This is a genomic window from Halalkalibacter sp. AB-rgal2 (assembly GCF_041821005.1).
Classification (GTDB): Bacteria; Bacillota; Bacilli; order Bacillales; family Bacillaceae_D; genus Halalkalibacter.
This window is the reverse complement of sequence record NZ_JBGUAV010000006.1, coordinates 40,701-60,139: the sequence shown is the minus strand read 5'-3', so window position 1 is coordinate 60,139 and position 19,439 is coordinate 40,701. Positions and strand designations below refer to the sequence as shown.

At 39.7% G+C, this 19,439-nt stretch carries 16 protein-coding genes; 5 read left to right on the top strand and 11 right to left on the bottom strand.

Annotated features, from left to right (window positions below):
* Positions 1–97: 97 nt before the first annotated feature.
* The 3 genes from ACERJO_RS06925 to ACERJO_RS06915 all read left to right on the top strand — a co-directional run bounded on the left by ACERJO_RS06925 (position 98) and on the right by ACERJO_RS06915 (position 1,714).
* Positions 98–703 (top strand): TetR/AcrR family transcriptional regulator, encoded by a 606-nt coding sequence (locus tag ACERJO_RS06925; RefSeq protein ID WP_373647030.1) that lies wholly within the window; start codon positions 98–100, stop codon positions 701–703.
* Between the two features lie 141 nt (positions 704–844).
* Positions 845–1,279, top strand: coding sequence for a DUF6526 family protein (locus tag ACERJO_RS06920; protein ID WP_247101653.1), 435 nt, complete (start codon positions 845–847; stop codon positions 1,277–1,279).
* A 57-nt stretch (positions 1,280–1,336) separates the two neighbouring features.
* Positions 1,337–1,714 (top strand): DUF6220 domain-containing protein, encoded by a 378-nt coding sequence (locus tag ACERJO_RS06915; protein WP_373647029.1) that lies wholly within the window; start codon positions 1,337–1,339, stop codon positions 1,712–1,714.
* Between the two features lie 323 nt (positions 1,715–2,037).
* Here the strand turns inward: ACERJO_RS06915 and ACERJO_RS06910 are convergent, their stop codons facing one another.
* The 10 genes from ACERJO_RS06910 to ACERJO_RS06865 all read right to left on the bottom strand — a co-directional run bounded on the left by ACERJO_RS06910 (position 2,038) and on the right by ACERJO_RS06865 (position 15,753).
* On the bottom strand, positions 2,038–3,483 hold the full coding sequence (locus ACERJO_RS06910) for a PASTA domain-containing protein (protein ID WP_373647028.1): 1,446 nt from the start codon (positions 3,481–3,483) through the stop codon (positions 2,038–2,040).
* On the bottom strand, positions 3,476–4,147 hold the full coding sequence (locus ACERJO_RS06905; RefSeq protein ID WP_247101644.1) for an ABC transporter ATP-binding protein: 672 nt from the start codon (positions 4,145–4,147) through the stop codon (positions 3,476–3,478). The genes ACERJO_RS06910 and ACERJO_RS06905 overlap by 8 nt, the downstream gene beginning before the upstream one ends.
* A 17-nt stretch (positions 4,148–4,164) precedes the next feature.
* Positions 4,165–5,622, bottom strand: coding sequence for an ABC transporter permease (locus tag ACERJO_RS06900; protein WP_373647027.1), 1,458 nt, complete (start codon positions 5,620–5,622; stop codon positions 4,165–4,167).
* Between the two features lie 404 nt (positions 5,623–6,026).
* Positions 6,027–6,713 (bottom strand): TetR/AcrR family transcriptional regulator, encoded by a 687-nt coding sequence (locus tag ACERJO_RS06895; protein ID WP_373647026.1) that lies wholly within the window; start codon positions 6,711–6,713, stop codon positions 6,027–6,029.
* A 55-nt stretch (positions 6,714–6,768) separates the two neighbouring features.
* Positions 6,769–8,823 (bottom strand): CocE/NonD family hydrolase, encoded by a 2,055-nt coding sequence (locus tag ACERJO_RS06890; RefSeq protein ID WP_373647025.1) that lies wholly within the window; start codon positions 8,821–8,823, stop codon positions 6,769–6,771.
* 256 nt (positions 8,824–9,079) lie between these two features.
* On the bottom strand, positions 9,080–10,603 hold the full coding sequence (locus tag ACERJO_RS06885) for a BCCT family transporter (RefSeq protein WP_373647024.1): 1,524 nt from the start codon (positions 10,601–10,603) through the stop codon (positions 9,080–9,082).
* Positions 10,604–10,877: 274 nt separating this feature from the next.
* Positions 10,878–12,329, bottom strand: a complete 1,452-nt coding sequence (locus ACERJO_RS06880; RefSeq protein WP_373647023.1) for a glycoside hydrolase family 32 protein — start codon at positions 12,327–12,329, stop codon at positions 10,878–10,880.
* 4 nt (positions 12,330–12,333) lie between these two features.
* Complete coding sequence (locus ACERJO_RS06875) at positions 12,334–13,281, bottom strand: aminoimidazole riboside kinase (protein ID WP_373647022.1); 948 nt, start codon at positions 13,279–13,281, stop codon at positions 12,334–12,336.
* Between the two features lie 34 nt (positions 13,282–13,315).
* Positions 13,316–14,689: a sucrose-specific PTS transporter subunit IIBC gene (locus tag ACERJO_RS06870; protein WP_373647021.1), complete on the bottom strand. Its 1,374-nt coding sequence runs from the start codon at positions 14,687–14,689 to the stop codon at positions 13,316–13,318.
* A gap of 230 nt (positions 14,690–14,919) precedes the next feature.
* Positions 14,920–15,753 carry a PRD domain-containing protein gene (locus tag ACERJO_RS06865; RefSeq protein ID WP_373647020.1) on the bottom strand — a complete coding sequence of 278 codons (834 nt, stop codon included), beginning with the start codon at positions 15,751–15,753 and terminating at the stop codon, positions 14,920–14,922.
* Between the two features lie 288 nt (positions 15,754–16,041).
* On the opposite strand from ACERJO_RS06865, the gene ACERJO_RS06860 reads away from it, so the two are divergent.
* Complete coding sequence (locus ACERJO_RS06860) at positions 16,042–17,616, top strand: M48 family metallopeptidase (protein ID WP_373647019.1); 1,575 nt, start codon at positions 16,042–16,044, stop codon at positions 17,614–17,616.
* A 113-nt stretch (positions 17,617–17,729) separates the two neighbouring features.
* Here the strand turns inward: ACERJO_RS06860 and ACERJO_RS06855 are convergent, their stop codons facing one another.
* Positions 17,730–18,236, bottom strand: coding sequence for a DUF3298 and DUF4163 domain-containing protein (locus ACERJO_RS06855; RefSeq protein ID WP_373647097.1), 507 nt, complete (start codon positions 18,234–18,236; stop codon positions 17,730–17,732).
* Between the two features lie 330 nt (positions 18,237–18,566).
* On the opposite strand from ACERJO_RS06855, the gene ACERJO_RS06850 reads away from it, so the two are divergent.
* Positions 18,567–19,100 (top strand): hypothetical protein, encoded by a 534-nt coding sequence (locus ACERJO_RS06850; RefSeq protein ID WP_373647018.1) that lies wholly within the window; start codon positions 18,567–18,569, stop codon positions 19,098–19,100.
* Positions 19,101–19,439: the final 339 nt, after the last annotated feature.

The window sequence follows — 19,439 nt, the reverse complement described above, 5'->3', positions numbered from 1 at the left end:
ATTTTTTAGGTTGACATCGAGTGAGTACTCACTCATAATAAAAAGTGTACTCGCGATTTTATTTATTGTCAAGAAATTGAAAGGCAGGGATCCCAAATTGGAGTTACGAGAAAAAATCATTCAAGCAGCCAAAGAGGTTATTCAAACAAAAGGACTTTCACGAACGACCACTAAAGAAATTGCTCGCTTAGCAAATTGCTCTGAAGGCTCAATTTATAACAATTTTGAGAATAAAGAAGATTTATTTTTGTATGTTTTAAGAGGAGAGCTAAGAAACTTAATGAGTGCTTTAACGATTCTTCCAGATCGAATAGGAACAAGAACTGTAAGAGAAAACTTGGAGGAAGTCGCCATTATCACCCTTGAAGACTACTATCGTTCAATGCCTTTAATGGCATCTATTTTTTCCGATCCTTCATTATTGACTCGTCAGAGAGAAGGATTTAAACAGCGTAATGAAGGCCCTCATCGAGCAAATGAAGCCATTGAATCTTACCTTCACGAAGAACAACTAATCGGCAGATTGTCATTAAGTATTAATCCGAGAGCTGCTGCTGATATGATACTTGGTAGTTGCTTTCAATATGCATTTCAAATGAATTTTCTAGGAAATGAACATTCAGATTCAGAAGCAATTATAGTAGTTTATCGTACGTTGGACACTTTATTTCGACAGATAGATGTAGACTATGATTGTAGCTAGATTTATTTTTCTGGAGATCATCGTAGACGTCTAGAGAGGTTTAAATACAGCCTCTTTTATATTATTTGAGTGAGCACCCACTCAAATAATATATTGTGATGATGTAAGACTCTTATATTATGAGGAAAGGAGACAACACAATTGAAACCACAATCATTTAATAACCATACTAGATCGGTACCCGTATTTCACTATTTCTTAGTTCCGCTTTGCTTCATTACTTTTATTTTTGCTATTAGCAACGCCTTTTTTGAGGCACTAAGAGGAGAATTCCTTTTCACCTCCATGCTATTAATTTCAATTGCATTGATCGTAACAATTACAGTATTTTTTCTTCGGTCTTTCACCTGCAAGGTACAGGATCGGGCTATAAGAGCCGAGGAGCGTATCCGTTATTTTACTTTAACAGGAACATTACCAGACTCTCGTTTATCAATTAAGCAAATTGTTGCCTTACGCTTTGCATCAGATGAAGAATTTCCAAGCTTATGTAATAAAGCTATTCAAAAAAACTTGTCACCTAATGAGATTAAACAATCCATTCAAAGTTGGAAAGCTGATCATGATCGTGTATAAAAAATCAAACATGATTTATAAATGGGAGAAGCATTCCCTAATAAGGAGGAAAAATAAATGACTAAACAGAAACTTGTACCCATTTTCCGAGCTTGCCTTGGTATCATTTCTTGGACCTTTACTCTTTGTATCATCATTCAGGTCCTACTAACAGGATTTGCATTATTCATAAACCCAATAAATTGGAGTTACCATGTGATTTTTGCTAGATTCTTCTTTTTCCTTCCACTTATCATGGCATTATTGACCTATTTTGCCCAATTACCAAAGAAAATCATTTGGAAAAGTATTGGTTTATTCGTTATGATTATTGCGTTGTTTTTTACAGCTGTAATATCAGCAAGATTTAGTATTTTTGGGGCCTTGCACCCTATTATTGCACTGTTTGTCTTTTGGAATTGTGTAAAGCTGCTCCCTCCTTATAAAGAGTACTAGATACAGTTTCTTTTGGGTATACGTACTATGTAGTTCGAACACATAGGAGTGACGAAAATGAGTTTATTATGTTTAACGAGTGTATTCATGCTATGCTTCATAGCTGTATCACTTTTAATATCGCCCATATTTGCTAAGAAATAAAGGAGTATGAGTTCAATATCTTACCACACTCATACCACAAATTTAATAATTGAACTTTTTCATTTTCGAGACGCCTCTACTTATCATGGAAAAACACTTTATTCCTCTCCTTCTAAAAAAAGCCTTATTTACTTATACCTGTATCAACAGCTATAAGTAAATAAGAGCTTATAAAATACTTATTTTTCCTCTTCCTCTCCAGGTTGAGGAGTTTCTTCAATCGGAGAGATCTCTTCTTGTATGTCCTCTTCATCGTCCCAAGAGCCAGAAGAAGCATTTGCGTTATTGCTTATTCGAATTTCAACCGTATAAGACATTGAAACAAATTCATTAAACTTACTCATTCCAACGACTGTTCCTTTTACTTCTGGTGCATCGACATATTTGACCGTATAGCGAATATCAGCACCCTTTGATTGGTAGTCCTCGTAAAATGCCTGCGGTAAATCCCCTTCAAGCATACCACGATAGTCCCTTAAGTACGGACGTCCTTGCGAATAAACAACCTGTATTTCTTTATTATCGCGATCGGTCAACTCAGTACCAGCACTAACCGATTGTGAGATTAATCCGCCAAATGGAACTTCAGAATGATACCTCTGTTGAACCATTACGACTAAATCACCGTAACTCGTCGCTTCTTCCATTGTAAGTTCACCAAAATGAGGAACCGTTGTTGCTTGTCCTAGCGAAATGACAACTTCCATTTCATCTCTTTTAGCAACCTTATCTTCTGGAGAAACACTTTGACTTACGACTAGCTCCGCTTCAACACTATTTGAGGCTTCTTCTTTATATGTGATTTCAATTTCATTTGTTTCTGCCCATTGCTCTACTTCGACTCGTGTTTGACCCGTAAAGTCTGGTACGTCGATATCCTTTTCAAACACTTCCTCGCCCCTAGAATAATAAACGATGGCGCTATCGCGTCGGCGGTATTCCTCCTCCGCAACGTTTGAATCACGGATTACAAGACGAATGAATTCGCCCTCCTCAACATCATCATTGTACTCAGATAATAGTTGAAGGTTTTCAACTTTATAATCTGCTATCCATGTCTCAGCCTCATGTTGACTCATTTCAGTGAAATCAGGTAACTCTATGTGCTCATCTGGATCTGGGCCCGTACTACTAACAAGCGAGATTGTCTCGCCCTTTCTGACCCTATCTCCTGCAGGAATCGCCTGTGACATCACTTGATTTGTGTCGTATTCCATACTACTTTCATGGGTTAGGTCAATTTCGATATTATACTCAGCCGCCCAAGCTCGCGCTTCAGAAACGGGCTGTCCAACAAAGTCCTCCATTGCGACATGGACGGAACGATCATAAATGAAGAAGATGAGGAGAAGAGCTAAGACTCCTCCTACAATCGATATAATGATTGTTCGTCGCTTCTTCCTTTTATAGGTCGGATCAATTTCCGTTTCCTCTAACTCTTCATACCTTCGCCCCTCATTACTTGAAGAAGGAATCGGTTGAGTAGAAGGCTCAGAAGCAGATGACTTCGTTTCGGTCTGCTCCACTTTTTCTGTTGAAGGCTTCTCCGTCTCAGTATCCTTTTCCTTCTCATTCACCAGCTCATCATACTGATCTTTATTAAATTTTGATAGAAAATCACTCATGTGGCGTTAAGACACCTTTCCTTAACGAGAATATTTGATCCGACTGCTGTGCAATTTCTTGCGAGTGAGTGACCATAATGACACATTTTTGATGCTCATGAGCTAGCTTTTTAAAAATATCAATAATCTCCTGTTCCTTTTCTTCATCAAGGTTTCCGGTAGGCTCATCTGCTAAAATCAGCTCAACATTCGTTGCTAGCGCTCGTGCAATAGCTACACGCTGCTGTTCTCCCCCAGATAACTTATTGACATACCGATCTGCCTTACTTTTTACAATACCAATATAATCTAAGAGATTGTAAGCAACAGTTTTCATATCATCTGGAATGTCATTTTCCGTAATCGTCATCGGTACTAGTACATTTTCTACAGCTGTAAATGTCGGAATCAAATTGTAGCTTTGAAAAATAATGCCGATGCTATTACGACGATATTTCTCATAGCCAATTTTTTTAATATCTTCGCCGTTAAACAACACACTTCCACCATGAGGTGTATCAAGTGCACTAAGCAGGGCCAATAACGACGTTTTACCAGATCCTGATTGACCGAGAATCGTATAAAATTTCCCTTTTTCAAATGAAGCACTCGTATCACGTAAAATATAACGCCTGCTTTCACCATCTTGATAATAGTAGTCTACATTTTTCGCCTCTAAAATCATTCATATCACCTCTTTTTCTACATTAATATCTTCTTCGGATTTAAACGGACAATGTATAATAACGGGATGACCGTTGAAAGTAAGACTGTTAATAAGCCAACGACTAAGAACCAAACGATATACGTTGTACTCAATTGAACCTCATACGAGTCTAGTACATCATTAGAAGAAACATTTGTTTCAAATTCATCGTAATAGTAAAATCCATCATCAAATCCTTGATTTTGTTCATCATTAGCTATTAATGTATCAGACACACTACTAGCTAATAGATTTCCACTAAATAGAGAAAGAGCAATACCAATAAGCGCAATGAGCATAACTTCAATTAAGATTTGACTAACGACTCGCCCACGACTCTCGCCTAAAGATAAATAAATACCGAGCTCACGCTTTCGATCACGTAGGAAAAGAAGAACAACTAATCCAATAATTAATACAGAGGCAATAATCGAAGCAATGAGAACATAGTTTGATTGCTTTGACATCGACTGAATCGGCCCTGCGATATTATCATATTGGTCGACTGCACTCCGAACGAGATACATGTCAGGTAATAGCGGCTGAACTTCTTCTGAAAAGGCTTCTACATCATCTACTGAGTGCAATACATATTGTGGTGTATAATAGCCATCAATACCATCTTCATAATACATCGCATCTTCTGGATACAGTTCAATCATTTTTTCAATTTGAAACTCAAATTCTTCTGCTACAACGCCATTTGGTACGTATACCGTGTTTTGCGCTTCCATATCCATGAAATCCCACATACCACGATCCTGATTCGATTCCTCCCCTTCCTCAACACTCGAAATTGGGTCGAATAGGCCAATCACTTCCAATGCCGTATCACGTGAATCATATACTTCTTCATCACCAGATTCATAATCAAGTATGATATTAGTTAAGGCAATCGTATCACCTATTGCAACCTGATTATGTTCGGCGAGGTTCTTTGAAATAATGGCTACCGGAGTACCGTTCGTGATCTCTTCATCATTGAAGACACGCCCTTCAAGAAGCTGTGCATTTCCCTCTTCAAAATCCATTACAGGCGCATAATTAGTTCCTTTCAAACGGAAATCCATGCTATGACTTTCGTACATATCCATATCCATATCACCTTGATAGCTATCAAGATTATCTGAACCTAAATAGGTGGAAATGCTATAATCATAATATTTCACATAATTTAACTGCCCGACCTGCTGAATTAAATCAAGGCTTACAGTCGGATATTCAAAATCCATCCACTCTTCTTCACTCATTTGATTCATTGCTTCATGATCCGGTTGCAGCGTTGCTGATGTCCCAAGTCTTTCTTTGATCGTTTGTTCCACATTACTTGTCGCTTGCTGAATCGAGATCCCACCAGCTATTAAGTTACCTAATATGAAAATAATCGCTAATAAAATAAGAGACTTCCCTTTTTTTCTCGTAATACTTAACAATCCTCGTTTAAAAAAATTCATCCTTTTCCTCCTTAGCAGTGAAAAATATGCTTATTAAAACAGGTTGCCAATGCCTGCTCTCATCACCATCCAGTTAAAAATATGTAAAAATGACAGGTTTTTCTACAGTTCTATTATAATCTTCTTAAATATTTGCAACAACTAAAGATTAAAACTATATTTCGACATCTTTTTACTTCATTTTTACTAATTCCTACTACCTCCATTAAATAAGACGAAAGACATAAACCATTCGTTTCAAAAATAGTAAAAAAAAAATTAAAACTTTATCGCACTCCCTGTATTATTTTTATTAATACAGTTAATACTGTAATGAGTTTTCTTTTTTTTGTCAACCACTTTTTATTTGGCGAAAAAAAGAGCTTCAAAAGGACTCATCCCCTTTGAAACCCCTATAATTGAAGTTAAAACTGCACCTCTTGGCGCTTTTCAGGCTTGACCGCCTTTAACACTGTGTCCGTGATCAACTTCATCGTTTGTTCGATTACTTCCTCTTTCGTTGCCTTCATCCGATTGTTTAAATAGCTAGTCATCATCCCTGCCCAGATAAGATAGGTTATATCAGAAATCCGTTCAACCTCAGCTTCTTCCATAAAACCTTCGTTAACAGCCTGCTTAATATATAGCGCACTTCTTTTCGAAAAGCTATGCTGAACGATAATTTCTTGAATGGGCTTTGGCAACCCAACTAGGTCGTTGCGGTATAGTTTATAGTACGATTCTAGTAACTCTTCTGGTACAACACCTAAATCGTCAATAAAAATGATGGAATAGATCGATGGATTTTCAAACGAATGCTTACAAAAGCATTTCCAACTATACAGCCACTTTTCCACCGTATGATTTCCTTCCTTCATATAAGACGGTAGTTCTTCAATGTACTCCTTCGTAAAGCGCATTGAAGCAAAGAAGATTAAATGAGATAACTCTTTAAAATAGTTATACACCGTTGAACTCGTATAGCCTGCCTTATCAGCAATTTTACGAATGGTCACCTTTTCAATGCCTTCTTGTTCAATCAATTCTACCGTCGCATCAACAAAATAACGCCACATTCGTTCCTTCTGTATGTCCTTTCTACTCGTAGCCATTTACGACACGTCCTTACATCACTTCCAATGTTATGACACTATTCTATCATTCTCCTTAAACATGGTCACGTTCAATCGATTTTTCCCACGTGCGAGTGAAAACTTGCTTGCCATTTTCAAAGGCTGTTAAACGATTAATAAGGAAGAAATGTGTCTCATCACTCCACATTTCACTATACGTTTCAAGCCTTGTCTGCCAATTTTCACCCCGACCTAAAGTAAGCTCCCACTCACATATATTTCGTGCCGAGAGGGGATCTCCTTCTTTAATGCTCCATTTATTACGATTGATACTACCATATTGGATACCATTACTCGGCAACCGGCGCTCCCCTTCATCTGAAGAGTCGGCAACTGTCCACACACCTTCAATAGGGTCATGAATGACTTCTCGTGTTCTCTCTTCCTTACGAATCACCTCTCGTTCCATCACTTCAGCCGTTTCAGGTCGATCAAATGAAATCATTTCCCCATCTCCAGTCTGAGCCGTTCGAACAGGTAGTTCCATTCGTGTATCACCTTCAAATAATCTGAGTGTTACTGGCTTTGGTGACGGCCACGCTGACGGCCAATAGGTTGGCGCTACAGCCACTTCAAGTCGATGCCCCTTTGGAATTTGTTGCCCGAGCGAATCAAGCTGAACCTGAACGTGATATCGTTGATTCGGCTTGAGCTTTTCTGGAAACTCGTGGGAATGACGGTGATTTAAATTCAGCATACCCCAGCTAATTAACGTTGATTCGCCTGTAGGTGCTTTATCCATAAGTCGAACAGCAATCAGTGCGTTCTCTTGGTCACTAGACAGCTCTGCATGAAAGACTGGATGACCTAATAGCTCAATCGTTTCTTCTAATGGCGCTGATGTAAACACAACCGCCTTCCCATTTTCATTACGTTGATCAGCAGGTAAATCTCCTGGCTGGCCAAAAGGACAGAATACACCTGAATAGAACCCATGCTCTTGGACACTCGGAACCACCTCTTCAGACTGTCTCACATCTCGCTTGTTATTGAGTAATCTTCCACTCGAAATCCACCACGATTGCCCATTTACATTTGGTGACGGCCACGATGGATCACCAACCCATTTCCCAGGGCGCTCCTCATACGTCACAGCCGGACGCTCGCTATTTTGTATCCAGGTCATGAGCTTTGGCTCTTCCATAATACCCGTATCTTCATCCTTCAACCATTGATCCCACCAACGCAAACACTCTTGCAAGAAACCAATCGCAGGTTCCGGTGTCGCGACTTCAGGATATTCATGAGCCCATGGTCCAATTAACCCTTTGCTTTCTTTAGGCAAATGCTCCAACAGTCTAAATACAGAATCGGTATACCCATCCTGCCAGCCACTTACTGCAAAAACAGGGATATTTATCTTTGAAAAATCCTCACAAATAGAGCCATGCTTCCAATAATCATCACGACGTTGGTGCTTCAGCCATCCCTCAACGAATGGTGGTGTATTTAAACGCTCATACCAATTTTCCCTCCAGCTATTGCCAACGACTGCTGGGTCCTGGGGGCGTGCATTATAGGCAAACATCGTTGACGCCCACCAAAGCATATCTGAAGCTAGCACATTTCCGCCACGATAATGAACATCGTCAGCATAACGGTCATCAGTTGAACAAAGCGTAATAATCGTCTTTAATGCAGGATGAGCTCTTGCTGCCACTTGCAAGCTATTAAAGCCTCCCCATGATTTACCGATCATTCCAACCGCTCCTGTTGACCATTGCTGTTCAGCAATCCAGCTTAATACGTCCAACGCATCATCCTGCTCCTGCTTTAAATATTCATCAGGTAAGTACTCATCAGAATCACCCGTACCACGTATATCAACACGAATACTCGCATAACCATGTCCAGCAAAGTAAGGGTGGCGAACCGAATCACGAATCGCTGTAAAATCATTTTTACGATACGGAATGTATTCTAAAATGGCCGGTACCGGATACTCATCTGCATCAACCGGTAACCATATCGTCGCAGCTAGCTTTTTTCCATCAGACATCGGAATAAAGATGGAATCAATTTTCTTTATTTCACGTGGAAAATCCGTTTTCACCACTCGTTCATTTGAATCTTTAATATTAAATACCATAACAACCATCCTTTTTATGAAAAACGCGACAGCGTTTTCTATTAAATGCGTCGTGCGCAGTCGTTACAATGGATTGAAGTTATTCTGAAGTGGGGTTCTTTCAGAATAACGTGTCCCGAACGGAGCCGACGCACATCACTGAGTCTGCTTCCGTCTTCTTGATTTCCCCACAGTACTTCTAATCATTTTATACTTTCTTATCTTTTAAAAAGGGTGTCCTTCAAGTTTTCATAAACCTTTAGAGACACCCTTATCTTTATTTTTTCACATACACGTGCTTGTCTTCGTTCTGCTTCAACCATTTCACTAGTGAGACAGAAATAAGAATATACATGATTAATACAGGAACAGCAACGAGTACAGATGTCGTTTGAACGACATTCAATCCTCCTGTCATCGTTAAGCTTATCGCCAATGCTGAAAGGAGAATTCCCCACATTAATCGATGCCAACGAGCAGGCTGTGTTTCTGGTCCTAGCTCTTTGGTTGCCACACTTGCGATAACATAACTAGCTGAATCAAGGGATGTCGCTAAGAAAATAAAGCCAAGAATAACGAACAGAATCGAAACCAATACTGGTAACGGCAATGAATTTAGCACAGCTACAATGACAGCTGGATCACCGGATTCTGCTTGAATACCAACAAGATTCACTTTATCTGATAATTGAAGATCCATCGCATAGCCACCAAAGACTCCGAAATAGACCCAGCTACCAACTGAACCCCAAAGTAACACGTTAAATACGAGTTCACGAATCGAACGTCCTTTTGAAATACGAGCAACAAAGATTCCGATAAACGGTGCTGTCGCAGCAAACCAAGCCCAATAGAAAACCGTCCATGCTTGTGGGAACCCACTTTGATTAATCGGATCTGTGTACAGACTCATCATCCAGAAATGATCAAGCATAATACCTAAGCTATTCGTAAAATACGATAAAATAAATAATGTTGGTCCTACAATAATGACAAAAATCGCTAGTCCAAGTGCCATATAAATGTTCCAATCACTTAATCGACGAATGCCTTTATAGAGACCAAAATACGCACTTGAACTGAAGATAATTGTCCAAACAACAATAATAATAATATTTAAGCCTACTGACGGCTCTAAACCGAATAAATTAGCTAAAACGGCAGAAATCATCGGCACACCTAACCCTAATGACGTACCAAGACCTCCAATCATACTCCAAATAACGAGTACATCAATGGATTTCCCAAGAAAACCATCTGCGTGTTTTCCAAGCACACCTCGGCAGGCAGCACTAATTTTCAATGATGGATTTTTAATGACATAGAAGCTATACGCCATAACGACCGCTGGTAACGCATAGAGCGCCCATGCAGAAATCCCCCAATGAAACAGCCCATAACTAACAGCATATTCCGCTGCTGCATTCGACTCTGCTTCGATTCCAAATGGTGGCCACGTATAATAATAAAGCGGCTCAACAATCGACCAAAACATAATACTTGTTCCCATACTAGCCGAAAACAACATGCCTCCCCAACTGAACCTAGAAAACTCTGGCTTGTCGTCAACGCCTCCGAGCTTCACTCGACTATAACGTCCGACCATTAACCATATTAAAATAAGAAATAACCCAATTGTTAAAAATTCAAATGCCCAATCTAAACGAAATGTAATAGCTGTGAGCATCCCCTCAAGCATTGGCCCAGCTGATTCACGAAAAACAACTAGTAGTACTGTAGCAATGACAATTAATAATAAAGACGGGATAAATATTGACTTTTCTACCTTTGAATAACTCATGCAGTTCACATACCTCCAGTATTTTTATCATTTATTTGAACGCATTCATTTTATGAACATGTTCATTGTGTGACTGTGTTCATAGTAACATAGATAGATATGTTGTCAAATGGAGCATTAAGGAAGACTTACTTAGTCATTTTTAAACTTAGCAGCTTTCTTCAGCATGCAGTAATTCGGTATTTGCTAATTCAGCAATAGCCAAACCATTCTTCTAGTCAAAAACAAGAAAAGGTTGCTTAATAAGGCTTCTCCTTACTAAACAACCACACCATTAAGTCACTTTTGCTAATGTCCAGTTCTTCACCTTAAATCGGCATTCCTCAGATGTAGCAAAAGTTACCTGTTCACTTTCTTTTGTCGGGTAGAAACGAGTTGTAAAGACTTCCGCACCATCATTCATAAATAATTCAATGGACGAGGTATCTACAAATAGGCGCAAATTACGTACATGCTCTAGCTGACATTGACGCTTCTCTATTACCCCATCAACATAGCTTTTACGTTCAAGCGTCAATACTCGTTGCTCGCTCGAATAAATGATCCGCGCAGCATGACGAATCGTCAGCTCAAACCAACCCTCATCGAGCTCCACCTTCTCTACTAACAGCTCAAACGCTTGTCCATACGCTCTCTCAACTTGCTTGACATGATTGTCGAGTACCACTTCCTCCACAACAGCATCACCCTTTCGAAGATTCTCAAGCTCTTTAACTGGAACTTGATAGAGCTTATCTCCCTTGAGCTGTAGCTCGCGCGGAAGCGTCATCGTATGGAGCCATTTATGCTTAATCGTTGGATGCATCTGCTCATCTTGATCAGGGACACTCATCCAAGCAAACAATAGCCGCCTTCCTTGATCATCGGTAGTTGTTTGTGGAGCATAGAAATCGAAGCCACGATCAAGCTCAATAAACTTATTATGCTCATACTTTCCTGCTTTTGGATCAAACGCTCCAACTGTATAACCTGCTTGATAGACATTTTGATACTTCATACCATCCGGCTTTAAGCCTTGGGGGGAAAAGACGAGAACGTCCTTCCCATCAAGGTGGAACAAATCGGGACATTCAAACATATAGCCGAAATCCGTTAATTTCCCTGAGTCCCCTCCTGTAAGCGTTCGAACCCATTTCCAATCTGTTAAATCATCTGATTGAAAAAGGACAATCGCCCCTTTTAGTGCCTCTGTTTGAGCTCCAATAACCATAAAATAACGATCGTCCTGTTGCCAAACCTTCGGATCACGAAAATGCGCTGTAAAGCCGTCAGGAAGTGTAATGACAGGGCCATTCTTTTCAAAATGGATGCCATCACGCGAAGTCGCTAAGCATTGATACGATTCTCGTTCATCATTCTCATTCTTTACATTCCCTGTATAAAATAAGTACAGCTCCCCTTCATGCTCAATCGCACTTCCTGAGTAACAGCCATTTTTTTCAAACCATTCTGCTGGTGTAAGAGCCACCTCTTCATGCTGCCAATTTACTAAATCCTTTGATGTAAAATGACCCCAAAATTTAGCTCCATGACCCGTTTTAAAAGGCATCCACTGATAAAATAAATGATAGGTACCTTTCCATTGAATAAACCCATTAGGATCATTCAACAAACCGACCGGTGGCATAAGGTGATAGTGAAGACGATACGAATCTTGCTCCACCATACTCTTATGCTTAGCCAATTCCTCCGTCACTTTTGCACGTAGCTGTTGATCGCTCGTCATCTCCTCACCTACTTAACCGTTTTTCTACTTCTCTTAATGTTGGTAATGCAGTCATCGCCCCTTTCGTCGATGCAGCTAAACCTCCAGATACCGTAGCGAAATTTGCCATTTCAACCACCTGATCGACAGATAGCGATTTCAAGCTTCCTTCATATTCATGAAGCTGATACAAAATTCCTGATACAAATGCATCCCCTGCACCAGTCGTATCCATTGCTTTCACACTCATAGCTGGTACATGCTTAATTCCATCACTCGTACAAACATAGCTCCCGTCTGCCCCTAACGTAATGAATATAAGCGGAATATCATATTCTTTTAAGCCGTTAAGCCCTTGTTCGATATCCGTTTCACCGGTTATAAATGCTAACTCCTCCTCAGATAGTTTGAGCACATCTGCTTGCGAGAGCATAGATTGAATCGCCGTCCGAGCATGCTCCTCAGATTCCCATAACGCTAAGCGCAGATTTGGGTCATAGGAAACGATCATTCCTTTTTCTCGCGCAAGCTCAACTGCCCGTTTCGTCGCTTCCTTCGCCGGACTCCCAATCAGCGAAATGGAACCAAAGTGAAGTAGCTTATGCGTAGCAAAATCCCCCTCTATCAAATCTGCAACAGAAAGGAATCGATCAGCGCTCGGATTAATATAAAAATCAAAATGACGCTCACCATCCTCAGCATTTGTTACAAAAACGGCTCCTGTACGCACTTCCTTTGAGAATGTTAACTGATGTGTATGTACACCAAACTGCTCTAGCGTTTCTTGTAAAAAGCGCCCTAACACATCATCACCAACCTTCCCAACAAAAGACGAGCGAACCCCTAGACGAGCTACGCCAACAGCCACATTTGCCGGTGCACCCCCAGGACTCTTTTGATACGTCATATTTGTCTGATCCAGCGGAATAAAATCAATTAATGCTTCTCCAAGTGATATAATTCCTTTTCTCATCTATGCATCCTCCTATCATTTGATGAAAATAATCTTACTTTTTCTCTTCATCCCATCCTAACAATAGTGTAGCAATAAACGCTGCCGATAGGGCGATTAAAAAGGCAATCGCATAGTTTAATGGATCTTGAACGATCGCAAACAACGGAACTCCTGTAATCCCGATCCCATTTGCCATCACTTGTGTAAAGACGACATACGCTCCACCAAGAGCTCCACCGATTGCTGCTCCAATAAATGGTCGACGGTATTTTAAATTAACTCCAAAAATGGCCGGCTCCGTAATACCGAGAAAGGCTGACACCGACGCTGGCAAAGCAATCTCCTTCGTTTTCTTCACCTTTGTTTTGAAGAAGACGGCTAATGTCGCTCCCCCTTGAGCAATATTAGCCATTGCCCAGATCGGTAATAAATAGTTTCCACCAATATTAACGAGTAATTCGGCTTCAATCGCATGAAAGCTATGGTGAACCCCCGTTAAGACAATAGTTGAATACAAACCACCGAAAATGAACCCGGCAATCGGCCCCGCTGTTCCATATACAAAATCAAGAAAAGCAGTGATTCCATTACCAAGCGCTCTTCCTAACGGACCAATGACGAGCATCGCTACAAACCCAGTAAAGATAACCGTTAAAAAAGGCGTTAACAGCAAATCCACAACATTGGGAATCACCTTACGAAGACCTTTTTCAATCTTTGCCATCACATAAACGGTTAATAGTACTGGAATAACTGTCCCTTGATAACCAAGCATCTCCACACCAAAACCAAAAAAGTCTAAAGTAGCAGGCTGTGCATCTGAAAGCCCCCACGGATTTAGTAATTCAGGATGTATCATAATTCCACCAATGACCGCACCTAAATACGTATTCCCTCCAAACTCCTTCGCTGCACTATATCCAATTAATATCGGTAAAATAATAAACGATGCCGATGAAAACATATCAAGCAACACAAACAGACCACTCTCAGTGTCTACCCAATTATAGGTCTCCATTAAACCGAGCAAACCCATTAGCATCCCAGCTGCGACAATCGCAGGGATGATTGGCACGAAAATATTAGAAAGCGTTCTAGCAAATCTAGCGAGTGGATTCATTTTCTTTTTCGCTGCATCACCGTGTGAGATAGGCTTCTCTTCATCTTCGCCTATATTGACATCAACAAGAGGAGCAAAGTGTGTAAATACTTTGTTAACCGTCCCAGTTCCAAAAATAATTTGAAATTGGCCAGAGCTTGAAAAAGCCCCTTTCACTCCTTCTAACTCTTCAATCGCCTCCGTATCAATTTGACTCTCATCCTCAATTACTAAACGAAGACGTGTTGCACAGTGTGTCGCACTTACGACATTTTCCTTCCCTCCTAAAAGCGAAACAAGCTGCTTAGCAACTTCATTATAATTCATACGATCACTCCCCCTATTATTCTCTTTTTACACTAGATTTTTAATCCAAACAAAAAAAGACAAGACCTAAAATACATAAAAAGGACAGACGAGTAGCGTAAATTCTGTAAGCCACTCTGTCACTTACGTATTCTAGGTCTTGCCTGCATCACCAGTCACAATCCCCAATATGAAGTTTGGATAATTGAAAACTATTCTACAATAGAATAAAAGCGACGTCAACCACCTCGTTAAGAGTCACTCCGAATGAGCCTTTGAATATGCAAAGCAATGTAAGCAACCTCTGCTGGTGGAAAATTCAGTTCATACTCTTGATTTAAGTATTTGATGACCTCACTTGAATAAAAATAAGACTTTTCATATTTTTTCTGAATTAAAGCGAGCATTTCTTCATCTATAGGTTCAATCTCACTTCCCTTTTGTATACGATTTAATGCAAAGCGCAAATGAGTAATGAGGCGCTGATAATTAATACTTGTTTCTTCGATTGTTACTCCTGCTACTTGTTGTACCTGTTCAACAAAATCACGTAAAATCGTAGCCGTTTGTAATGATTCATTCATCGACGGACTATCCATCTTAGCTGTATGAATGTGCAGTGCAATATGGGCAACCTCATCAAGTGGGATATCAACTTGTAACTGTCGTTTAATTTCCTCCTTTGCCCATAGTCCAATTTCAAATTCTTTTTTATATAGAAATTTTATTTCATTTGTTAGTTTATTTTGAATCGCAAAGCCTTGCTCGATCCTTTCTAAGGCAAATGATAAATGATCTGTTAAAGCAATATGAATATGATCATTTAACGGTGCTTGTAAATGCCCCTCTGCATAGCTAATAATCCGTTCGGCAAGCTCAATATGAGCCTCTGGTAACGTCTTTAATAGCTCCTGGAATTTTTCTGACGACTGCTCATGTAGAACGAAAACTTTTTCAATTTTATGATTTGGGACAATATCATTATTCTTTTTCTGAAAGGCAATGCCTTTTCCCATCACGATCTTCTCACGCGAACCATCGATGACAACGATCGCATTATTATTTAGAATTCGAAAAATTCGCATCCTTTTCCTCCGAGTTTATACTTCCATTTAGTTTATCACGTCCAAAACGCCATGCACAGTCTACGGAGATGATTGAAAAAGTTGATTTCTTCTTTCTAGGCGGTACCCATCTTTTATCACATTCATTCTTCCTACTTTATTCCCGTCCTCAAGCAGACAGAAACTGATTTTTACTTATTCAACCATTTATTAAGTAAGGTCGCACTATATACGTATGATTATTCTCTCTGTAAAATAGTGACTGGTAAAAGTTTCATAACAATGAAATATTTGAATGGAGTGGACATGTTGAATCAGACCGAAATAAAATCTGAAAAGGAAACGATTTATTTCATTTTAAGTATCATCTTTAGCATGATTGTGTATTTGTTCATCCTTATTCTGACACAATTGCTTGGAGTCGCTATTTTACTCGCTATTTTCTTTTTACTTACTTTTTATAACTTTATATCTTTAGGCTTCATTAAAGGAAATGGGGTAAAAATAACCGAATCCCAATTTCCAGACATTCATCAAAAGCTTGTACATTACTGTCAAGAAATGAATATTAAGAGAGTACCAGATATGTTTGTCATTGAATCCATGGGGATCTTAAACGCATTTGCTACACGCTTTTGGGGCAATGACATGGTTGTTATATATTCTGAAGCCTTTGAATTAGCACGTCAACAGAATGAAGAGGAGCTAGACTTTATCATTGCTCATGAGCTAGCCCATATTAAGCATCATCACGTCCGGAAAAGCATCCTGGTCACACCTGCTAGACTCATCCCTATTTTGTCTCAAGCCTATAGTCGTGCGTGTGAGTACACATGTGATCGTGAAGCGACTTACATCATTCAAAATCCTGAAGCGGCTAAACGTGCTCTAACGATACTTGGTGTCGGGAAAATCCTCTTCAAAGATGTCAATACCGTTGCTTACCGTCAACAGATTGAGACGGAGTCCCATGTTGCCGTATGGCTTAGTGAAATCTTCTCAAGCCATCCATTAACACCTAAAAGAATTCAGTCCATCGCCTTGTTCTCAGGGACAACAGACGGCTATGTGTATGAACAGCGAAATGGGCCAATTATTTCTGGGCTAGCGATTTGCTTTGGGATTTACGCGCTCATTCTCATGCTCATTCCAATTGGCTTAACCGTATCTTCCTTTGTATACGGAGACCAATTATCTAGTTCAGTTGATGAAGGAGTAGAGGTTGATCGTGATCCTGGAACTTCTTCACAACCAGCTATATCGACGGTCGAAGAGGATGAACAATATGAGGAGACTTCTGAAGAAGAGTACGAATACGATCGAACTGACTTATTCGATCCTATTCTAATGAGTGATTATAAATTATTAGAGACGCTTATAAACGATGGAGCCGATTTGGAAGAGACGGATGACTTTGGGTATACAGCTTTACAGTACGCCATCCAATTCGACTCACCAACAGCGTTCTATATACTACTTGATGCCGGTGCTGACCCTAATTCGCAAAGCAGCCCAGACCGCCCATTACAAACAGCCATTTTTTACGAAAACGAAATCGCCGTTAGAAAATTAATTGAGTATGGCGCTGATGTCAATATGCTTAATGATTATGATGTCTCTCCACTCGTCTACTCCATTCAATATGAATACTTAGAAATGACAGAATTATTATTGGAGAATGACGCTAATCCTAATTTAATGGCTATGGGGACAACACCTCTTTATTTTGCAATGGAACTCGAAGACTATGAAACGACTTTACTCTTGCTCGATTATGGAGCCGATCCAACTATCGTCGATGATTATGATGAAGACATATTAACGTTAACAGGCTTTGAAACGGCAGAAGATCTCTATGAAGAGATTGAATCTTTTATTAGATAGCTATAAACGGTTCAAGAGGTTGTTCCTTCTTCAACTAGAACATTGAACCAAGGGTACTAAAAAGTTAAAAACCAAACGTTTTCAGTGCCCTTTGGAACAGCCTCTTATTCAGATCATTGATTAACAGCCATTCTGCCAAGTGCGCCCTGTTCATTGATGATATCTTGTAGATCAAATACAGAAATCGGAAACATCGGAAATCCCACTACATAAGGGCTAATTTCATACAATTGGAAATAAATGACTAACGACTTATCAGCCATGTAAAAGTCTTGATCCGGCTGAATGCCAGAAAATCCATCAAGAAGAGGGATATCCCGCTCCTTTATTTGCAGAGCAATCAATTCTGATAGCCTATCAACATAGTTACTCCCTGGCTTAAATAAATCGTGTAGCTGACATAATTGCTTGCTCTCAAGGTCAAACGTCAATGATTGCATCAGTGTCATACCATGTGCAGCTTTTTCATGATACGTGTAATTTGACAGGGATAGGCTAAGTACCTCACGTTGATTGTTTTTCAATTCAAATCGACCGATCATCTCGACAACGGTTGAAGGTGTATCACCTACCTGCTGCTGTTTCATCCTTTCAGCTTCATGGGCAATTCGTTCATTCATCGATTGTTGCCACAAGTGATCAGTCATCGCCATAGCCTGCGGATAGAATATCGACTGATTTTCTCCAATTGTTTTCTCGACAATCATAAATGATAAAGGGAGCCAGCTTAGCATTCATATCACCCTCTGTTTTTAACTAACCTTATTCACAGAGAGGTAAAATCATGAATAGCTCTTTTATATTCAATCTATTTTAATCATGAAGGAAATATTCCTTACGTTCATACTGAATTTGAAATCGTTGACGAATTTATCGCTGAAGATGGCCGAATCTATTTTCAACTAGACGACAACCCCATCAGAAGCATCATTAGTAGTTACGACGAGAATGTGATTCATATTACGAATTATAGTGATACGATGATCGACATATTAGCGGCAGAGGCTTACAAGCTTGAGGAAGAATTAATAGAAGAAGCCTATCACTTCTTTATTAATAACCCTCCCGCGCAGCTTTTAGGAACAGATCCTAATGAATATCGTACTTGGGACGATGCGACAAATTTAGAGCGCGCCATGATTCAAATCGTCTATTTAATTGCACCAGTTTTAAATGAGCTTGATACCATTGCAAATCATGAGCTATATGACCATGAAGCACTCCCAATCTTGTTAGAAGAATTCAAAAAAGTAGGTTCACCAACTACCCTAATTCCTGGTCCGCAGTCTTTACTCGACATTCAGTTGTACGATAACATGTCCGCCGTCCAAATGATGTGGGGCCAATTAGGACAATTTGAAAGCCCAGAGGATAATAGAGAAGAATTTATCGAATACCTTCAACTAGTTCGAGAAGAAACGACCCATCTAGTGGGAAGAGTGAACTATACATTAAGCGAAGAGTACCATAGTCACAGATGTTAATTGACAAACGATCATTCTTTTTATCATCGATTTCCAAGTTGTGTTGCAACTAACTAAGAAATTTTTGCAAAATTCGCTTCAACTGCACGATCTCCTCTTCCTTAAAAGTGGAATCGACGGTGTTTCGCAAGAGGAAGCAGAAGAATTAGTTTCATCCGCTCACCAGGTATGTCCTTACTCACGCGCTATAGCTGGAAATGTTAAGGTTGAATTATCGGCTATAGCCAAATAAAATTATCATTTATCATGTATTCAATGAGAAAAAGAGATGCTCCCATTACACGAATGGAACATCTCTCTTTTCATGATCACTTACTACGTGATTCCCCCTTTAATGCA